Raw genomic sequence first — 7,508 nt, forward strand, 5'->3', positions numbered from 1 at the left:
GAAAAGAAATGACCAAGGTTCTGGTCGTGACATCGGGTAAAGGCGGCGTCGGCAAGACGACCTCCACGGCCGCCCTCGGAGCGGCGCTGGCGCAATCGGGCCAGAGCGTCGTCGTCATCGACTTTGACGTCGGCCTGCGCAATCTCGATCTGGTGATGGGCGCGGAACGGCGCGTCGTCTACGATCTCATCAATGTCGTGCAGGGCGAGGCCAAGCTCGCGCAGGCCCTCATCCGCGACAAGCGGGTCGAGACCCTGTCGCTGTTGCCCGCCTCCCAGACCCGCGACAAGGACGCGCTGACGGAAGAAGGCGTCGACCGGGTGATCGACGAGCTGCGCAGCAAGTTCGACTGGATCATCTGCGACAGCCCCGCCGGCATCGAGCGCGGCCCCACGCTCGCCATGCGCCACGCCGACATCGCCGTCGTCGTCACCAATCCGGAAGTGTCGTCGGTGCGCGACTCGGACCGCATCATCGGTGTCCTCGACTCGAAGACGCTGAAGGCCGAGCGCGGCGAGCGGGTTGACAAGCACCTGCTGCTCACGCGCTACGATCCGGTGCGCGCCGAGCGCGGCGAGATGCTCAAGGTCGAGGACGTGCTGGAAATCCTCTCGATCCCGCTGATCGGCATCATCCCGGAAAGCGACGAAGTGCTGCGCGCCTCGAACCTCGGCACGCCGGTGACCATCAGCAACCCGACCAGCGCACCCGCGCGCGCCTATCTCGACGCCGCCCGCCGGCTGCGTGGCGAGACCGTGGAGATGACCATCCCCAGCGACAAGCGGGGCCTGTTCAACAAACTGTTCGGACGGAGGGCAGCATGAGTTTCTTCAAACTGTTCAACCGCCGCTCCTCCGCGCCCGTCGCGCGGGAAAGGCTGCAGATCCTGCTCGCCCACGAGCGCATCTCGACCGGCCAGTCCGACCTCGTCGCCGTGCTGCGCGAGGAAATCCTGGCCGTCATCGCCAAGCACATCCAGCTCGACAGCGACAAGGTGAAGGTGACGATGGACCGCGGCAACGCCGTCTCCACCCTTGAGGTCGATATCGAGATCCCCTCGCATATCGCGCCGCCCGCCGCCAGGGACGCCGCGAAGAAGGACGCCGACGCGCCGGCGGCCAGGAACGCGCAGGGCGGCACGTCGAAACCCGCTGCCAAGGCGGTCTCGGACACCAAGACGGCCTCGGGCGCCCTGCCCCGCTCGGCGAGCGCCTGAAGGCCGGGCATCCCTCCCGGCCCGGTCCGTCGCACCAAAGGCTTCTGCCGGAGAGGAAATTTATCGCACCACCTCGTCGCACTCCTCTTGTTGTTGCACCCCCGCAACACCTACATGAGCCTCATGATCGGTTGACGCCGATCAGTGTTTTCAGCACCGTGCGGTTGCCAACTGGAACCGCGTGGAGGACATTCGACGCGGGATGCCTTGCCGGGCCAGGCGCCCTGCGGAGCGAAAAGCTCCGGAGGGCCAAGTGACGGTCGGCATTGCCGAGAGGAGCGCGATTGATGAACATCGACAAGTATACCGACCGTGTGAAAGGCTTTCTGCAATCGGCCCAGTCGCTGGCGCTGCGCGAGAACCACCAGCAGTTCATGCCCGAGCATCTGCTGAAGGTGCTGCTCGACGACAACGAGGGCCTTGCCTCCGGCCTGATCGACCGCGCGGGCGGCCAGTCGCGGCTGGCGCTGCAACAGACCGAACAGGCGCTTGCGAAGCTGCCGAAGGTGCAGGGCGGATCGGGGCAGATTTACTTGTCGCCGGGCCTTGCGCGCGTGTTGGACACCGCCGAGAAGGCGGCGGAAAAGGCAGGCGATTCATATGTCACGGTCGAGCGGCTGCTGCTCGCGCTTGTGGTGGAGAAGGATACCGAGGCCGGCAAGGCGCTGGCGCAGGCGGGCGTGACCCCGCAGAATCTGAATGCGGCCATCGAGGCCCTGCGCAAGGGGCGCACCGCCGACAACGCTTCCGCCGAAAATGCCTATGACGCCCTCAAGAAGTACGCCCGCGACCTGACGGCCGCCGCGCGCGAGGGCAAGCTCGACCCGGTGATCGGCCGCGACGAGGAAATCCGGCGGGCCATCCAGGTGCTGTCGCGCCGCACCAAGAACAACCCGGTGCTGATCGGCGAGCCGGGCGTCGGCAAGACGGCCATCGTCGAGGGGCTGGCGCTGCGCATCGTCAATGGCGACGTGCCGGAGAGCCTCAAGGACAAGCAGTTGCTCGCGCTCGACATGGGCGCACTCATCGCCGGCGCGAAGTATCGGGGCGAGTTCGAGGAGCGCCTGAAAGGCGTGCTCAACGAGGTGCAGGCGGCGGAAGGCAACATCATCCTGTTCATCGACGAGATGCACACGCTGGTGGGGGCGGGCAAGTCCGACGGCGCGATGGATGCCTCGAACCTGCTGAAGCCCGCGCTGGCGCGTGGCGAACTCCACTGCATCGGCGCGACCACGCTCGACGAGTACCGCAAGCATGTCGAGAAGGATCCGGCGCTGGCGCGGCGCTTCCAGCCCGTCTTCGTCTCCGAGCCCACGGTCGATGATACCGTCTCCATCCTGCGCGGCCTGAAGGAAAAGTACGAGCAGCACCACGGCGTGCGCATCCAGGACTCAGCGCTGGTTGCGGCGGCGACGCTGTCGAACCGCTACATCACCGACCGCTTCCTGCCGGACAAGGCCATCGACCTCGTCGATGAGGCGGCCGCGCGGCTGCGCATGCAGGTGGACTCCAAGCCCGAGGAACTCGACTCCATCGACCGCGAGATCGTGCGCCTGAAGATCGAGGCCGAGGCGCTCAAGAAGGAGCAGGACGCCGCCTCCAAGGACCGGTTGGCGCGGCTGGAGAAGGAACTCGCCGGGCTTGAGGAGCGTTCGTCCGCCCTCACCTCCAGATGGCAGGCGGAGAAGGACAAGCTCGGCCGCGCCGCGAGCCTCAAGAAGCAGCTCGACGAAGCCCGCAACGAACTCGCCATCGCCCAGCGGCAGGGCCAGTACCAGCGCGCCGGCGAACTGGCCTACGGCATCATTCCCGGGTTCGAAAAGGAATTGCAGGAGATCGAGGCCCACGCCGGCAAGGAAAGCGCGGTGCGCGAGGAAGTGACGCCCGACAACGTGGCGCAGGTCGTCTCGCGCTGGACGGGCGTGCCCGTAGACCGCATGCTGGAAGGCGAGCGCGAGAAGCTGCTGCGGATGGAAGAGGTGCTGTCGAAGCGCGTCGTCGGCCAGGAGGAGGCTGTGATCGCCGTCTCCACCGCCGTGCGGCGCGCGCGGGCCGGCCTTCAGGACCCCAACCGCCCCATCGGCTCGTTCATGTTCCTCGGCCCCACGGGCGTCGGCAAGACGGAGCTGACCAAGGCGCTCGCCACCTTCCTGTTCGACGACGAGACGGCGATGGTGCGCATGGACATGTCTGAATACATGGAGAAGCACTCGGTCGCGCGGCTCATCGGCGCCCCTCCCGGCTATGTCGGCTATGAGGAAGGCGGTGCGCTGACGGAAGCGGTGCGGCGCCGGCCCTATCAGGTCGTGCTGTTCGACGAGGTCGAGAAGGCGCATCCGGACGTGTTCAACGTGCTGCTGCAGGTGCTCGACGACGGGCGGCTGACGGACGGACAGGGCCGCACGGTCGACTTCCGCAACACGTTGATCATCATGACGTCGAACCTCGGCGCGGAGTATCTGGTGGCGCAGAAGGCGGGCGAGGATACGGAAGCCGTGCGCGAGGAAGTCATGTCCGTCGTGCGCGCCCACTTCCGGCCGGAGTTCCTCAACCGCGTCGACGAGATCATCCTGTTTCACCGCCTGAAGCGGGAGCAGATGAACGCCATCGTCGACATCCAGCTTCAGCGGCTCGCCCGCCTGCTGGAGGAGCGCAAGATCACGCTCGACCTCGACGAAAGCGCCCGCGACTGGCTCGCCGAGCGCGGCTACGACCCCGCCTATGGCGCGCGCCCGCTGAAGCGCGTGATCCAGAAGAACGTGCAGGATCCGCTGGCGGAGCTGATCCTGAGCGGCAAGATCAGGGACGGCGAGACGGTACCCGTCACCGCGGGCCCCCTTGGCCTGGTCATCGGCGACGTTGCGGTATCGGTCGAGCGCCCGCCGAATACTGCGCTGAACTGATCCAACCATGAGAAACCGGGAAGCGGCATCCGCTTCCCGGTTTTTGTGGCGCCTCACATGGCGTCGGGCTGTCCCCAGCGCGGGAATGGATCGGGCAGGTCGCGATAGCGGGACGGCTCGAACGCCGTCGCATCCGCCGGTCCGACGAGGCAATCGTCGAGTGCGGCACGGATGGCGGTCTCGTCCATGCCGGTGCCGATGAACACCAGTTCCTGCCGCCGGTCGCCCCAGATCTTGTTCCAGTGGCGGCGAAAGTTCTCCCGCCATTCAGGATGATCCGGCCAGTGCTGCCGCGGGATCGCCGCCCACCAGTATCCCATGGCGGAAACGCGCGCGACCGCGCCGGCAAGCGAGAATTCGCCCACCCAGCGCGGACGGGTGGCAAGCCAGAAGTGACCCTTGGCGCGGATGAGGCCCGGCCAGGTGCGGTTGATGAAGGCGTTGAACTTTTCCGGGTGGAAGGGCCGTCGCGCACGGTAGACGAAGCTTGCGATACCGTATTCCTCCGTCTCCGGGACATGGTTGGCGAAGCCGTAGAGTTCCTTGAACCAGAGCGGGTGTTCCTGCGCTTTTTCCTCGCTGTAGAGGCCCGTGTCCAGCACCGCGCCCAGCGGCACGCGGCCGAAGTCGGTTTCCACCACACGCGCATCCGCGTTGAGCGACTTCACCACGCTGCGCACCAGCGCCAGTTGCGCGGGCGGGATGTCCGACACCTTGTTGAGCACGATGACGTCGGCGAATTCGATCTGCTCGACCAGCAGGTCGACGATGGTGCGCTCGTCCGTTTCGCCGTTGCTCTCGCCCCGTTCACGCAGGAAATCGTTGGAGCCGTAGTCCCGCAGCAGGCTTGCGGCGTCCACCAGCGTCACCATCGTGTCGAGGCGGGCGATGTCCGACAGGCTCTCGTCGTTCTCGTCACGGAACGAGAACGTGCTGGCGACCGGCAGCGGCTCGGCGATGCCCGTGCCCTCGATCAGCAGGTAGTCGAAGCGCCCGTCTCCGGCGAGGCGGCGCACCTCCGTCAGCAGATCGTCGCGCAGGGTGCAGCAGATGCAGCCGTTCGTCATCTCGACGAGCTTCTCCTCGGTCCGGGACAGGTTGCTCCCGCCCTCGCGCACGAGATCGGCGTCGATGTTGACCTCGCTCATGTCGTTGACGATCACCGCGACGCGCCGGCCCTCGCGGTTGTTCAGGATGTGGTTGAGCAGCGTGGTTTTTCCGGCACCCAGAAACCCGGACAGGACGGTGACGGGGAGCCGCGTGTCGCCCCGGTTCTTCTCCAGCATCATGACCTCGATATGTAATGTTATATTATTGCATAATTTAATCCTTCCAGACCGATGCCGTCAATCCGGTTCGGCAAGGCTTTGCGCGGGGGCGGTTTTGTCCAAGGCGGTTCTGCGGATTTCCCCATAGGCGCGCGCGCCGATCCGTGCGATGTGCAAGAATGCAGGAACCGGAAACCGACACGCCACATACGGACATCGACATGCCTTTGACGGACAATAATCAGGCCGACGCCCAAGCGCGGGATGCTCACGTGCAGATCGGCCGTTCGGGAACGCTCGGACGCATCCACCTCAACCGCCCGAAGGCGCTCAACAGCCTGACGCTCGACATGGTGCGCCTCATCGCGGGCGCACTCGACAGCTTCGAGGACGATGCGCAGGTCGCCGCGGTGCTCATCACCGGCGAGGGGGAGCGCGCCTTCTGCGCGGGCGGCGACATTCGCGCCCTCTATGACGGCGGGCCGGAGAACAGCGCGGCGGGCCGTCAGTTCTGGCGCGAGGAATACGTCGTCAACGCGCACATCAAGCGTTACGGAAAACCCTATATCGCGTTCATGGACGGAATCGTCATGGGCGGCGGCGTCGGCGTGTCGGCGCACGGCAGCCATCGCATCGTCACGGACCGCACGCGGCTCGCGATGCCGGAGACCGGCATCGGCTTCTTCCCGGACATCGGCGGCACCTGGCTGCTGTCGCGCGGCCGGGCGGATGCGGGCACGCGCGAGATCGGCACCTATCTGGCGCTCACCGGCGAGCAGATCAACGGAGCGGACGCCATCCATGCCGGCCTCGCGGACTATCTGGTGCCGGCGGCGCGGTTGGCCGCCCTCGTGGAGAGCCTGTCCGCGCTGCCCGCCACGGCGGATGCCGAAGCGGTGGCACAGGCCATCCGGATGCTGGCCACCGCTGGCGAACCCGGCCCGGTGGAACGGCACGAGACCGAGATCGATGCGGCCTTCGCCTTTGACGCGGTGGAGGAGATCGTCGCCGCGCTCGTGGCATCCGGCAGCGAATTCGCCCGCAAGACGCTCGCCACCCTGCAGACGCGCTCGCCGACGAGCCTCAAGCTGACGCTGAAGCTGCTGCGCCTCGCGCGCAACGACGCCAGCCTCGAACAGACGCTGGAGCGCGAATACGCGGCGGGGGCCGCGGTGCTCGCCGGGCACGAATTCTATGAGGGCGTGCGTGCCGCCATCGTCGACAAGGACCGCAACCCGCGCTGGAATCCGCCCACCCTCGACGCGGTGAGCGACAGTGGCCTCGCGCAGTACTTCGTCCCCGCGCCCGAGCGCGTGTTCTCCTGAGTCGACTCTCCCGCGCCGCCGCTGAGCCTGTCGGGCCAGCGGCGACGCCATTCGCTTCTCTCGTCGGGACCCGGCGCATGCCGCAGGACAACGTGTTTTTTCTGGCGGCCTGCGTCGCCTCGTTTCTGGTTGGCCTGTCCAAGGGCGGCCTGCCGCTCATCGGCATGCTGGCGGTGCCGACACTGGCGCTGATCATGCCGGCGTTCCAGGCGGCGGCGCTGCTGCTGCCGATCTTCGTCTTCACGGACGCCATCAGCATATGGCTCTACCGCCGCCATTTCAGCCGCCGCAACCTGCTGATTCTCGTCCCCGCGGGCCTCACCGGCGTGCTGCTCGGCTTTCTGACGGTCGCGGCCGTATCGGACGCCATGGTCGCGCTGATCGTGGGCGGGGTCGGCCTCCTGTTTTCCCTCAACTCGTGGCTCAAACGCGGCGTCGAGATGCCGCCCCGCCCGGCGGATGTGCCGCGCGGCCTGCTATGGGGCACGGCCGCCGGCTTCACCAGCTTTCTGTCGCACGCCGGCGGGCCGCCTTATCAGATTTATGTCCTGCCGCAAAAGCTCGACAAGCTGACCTTCGTCGGCACGACGACGATCGTCTTCGCCGCGATCAACGCCGCCAAGGTCGTGCCGTTCTGGATGCTGTCGCCGTTGTCCGGCGACCAGTTGCGACTGGTGGCATGGCTGCTGCCCACAGCCATCCTCGGCGCGGTGGCCGGCCGGCGGGCGCTGAACGTCATCCCGGAAAAGACCTTCTATGCCCTTGTCGAGGTGGGCTTGTTCGTGGTGTCGCTGAT

Annotated in this window: 5 protein-coding genes and 1 pseudogene; 5 read left to right on the top strand and 1 reads right to left on the bottom strand. The window is 66.7% G+C overall.

Annotated elements, in window-relative coordinates; all coding sequences use genetic code 11:
• The first annotated feature begins 8 nt into the window (after window positions 1–8).
• The 3 genes and pseudogenes from minD to clpB all read left to right on the top strand — a co-directional run bounded on the left by minD (window position 9) and on the right by clpB (window position 4,119).
• Window positions 9–824 (top strand): septum site-determining protein MinD, encoded by an 816-nt coding sequence (minD, locus tag ACFFJ7_RS20715; RefSeq protein WP_377594950.1) that lies wholly within the window; start codon window positions 9–11, stop codon window positions 822–824.
• Window positions 821–1,081, top strand: a pseudogene (gene minE / locus ACFFJ7_RS20720) (cell division topological specificity factor MinE); the annotation flags it as partial. The gene minD and the pseudogene minE, both read left to right, overlap by 4 nt.
• Before the next feature lie 422 nt (window positions 1,082–1,503).
• The gene (clpB, locus tag ACFFJ7_RS20725) at window positions 1,504–4,119 is read left to right on the top strand and encodes an ATP-dependent chaperone ClpB (RefSeq protein WP_377594951.1); all 2,616 of its coding nucleotides are present in this window, start codon (window positions 1,504–1,506) and stop codon (window positions 4,117–4,119) included.
• A 53-nt stretch (window positions 4,120–4,172) separates the two neighbouring features.
• Here the strand turns inward: clpB and zigA are convergent, their stop codons facing one another.
• Complete coding sequence (gene zigA / locus ACFFJ7_RS20730) at window positions 4,173–5,405, bottom strand: zinc metallochaperone GTPase ZigA (protein WP_377594952.1); 1,233 nt, start codon at window positions 5,403–5,405, stop codon at window positions 4,173–4,175.
• 203 nt (window positions 5,406–5,608) lie between these two features.
• Here zigA and ACFFJ7_RS20735 point away from each other — a divergent pair, with 203 nt between their 5' ends.
• Window positions 5,609–6,712: an enoyl-CoA hydratase/isomerase family protein gene (locus ACFFJ7_RS20735; RefSeq protein WP_166951725.1), complete on the top strand. Its 1,104-nt coding sequence runs from the start codon at window positions 5,609–5,611 to the stop codon at window positions 6,710–6,712.
• Between the two features lie 77 nt (window positions 6,713–6,789).
• A partial coding sequence (locus ACFFJ7_RS20740; RefSeq protein WP_377594953.1) for a sulfite exporter TauE/SafE family protein occupies window positions 6,790–7,508 on the top strand: 719 nt, incomplete at its 3' end.

The organism is Pseudochelatococcus lubricantis (genome assembly GCF_042432495.1).
Taxonomy (GTDB): Bacteria; Pseudomonadota; Alphaproteobacteria; order Rhizobiales; family Beijerinckiaceae; genus Pseudochelatococcus; species Pseudochelatococcus lubricantis.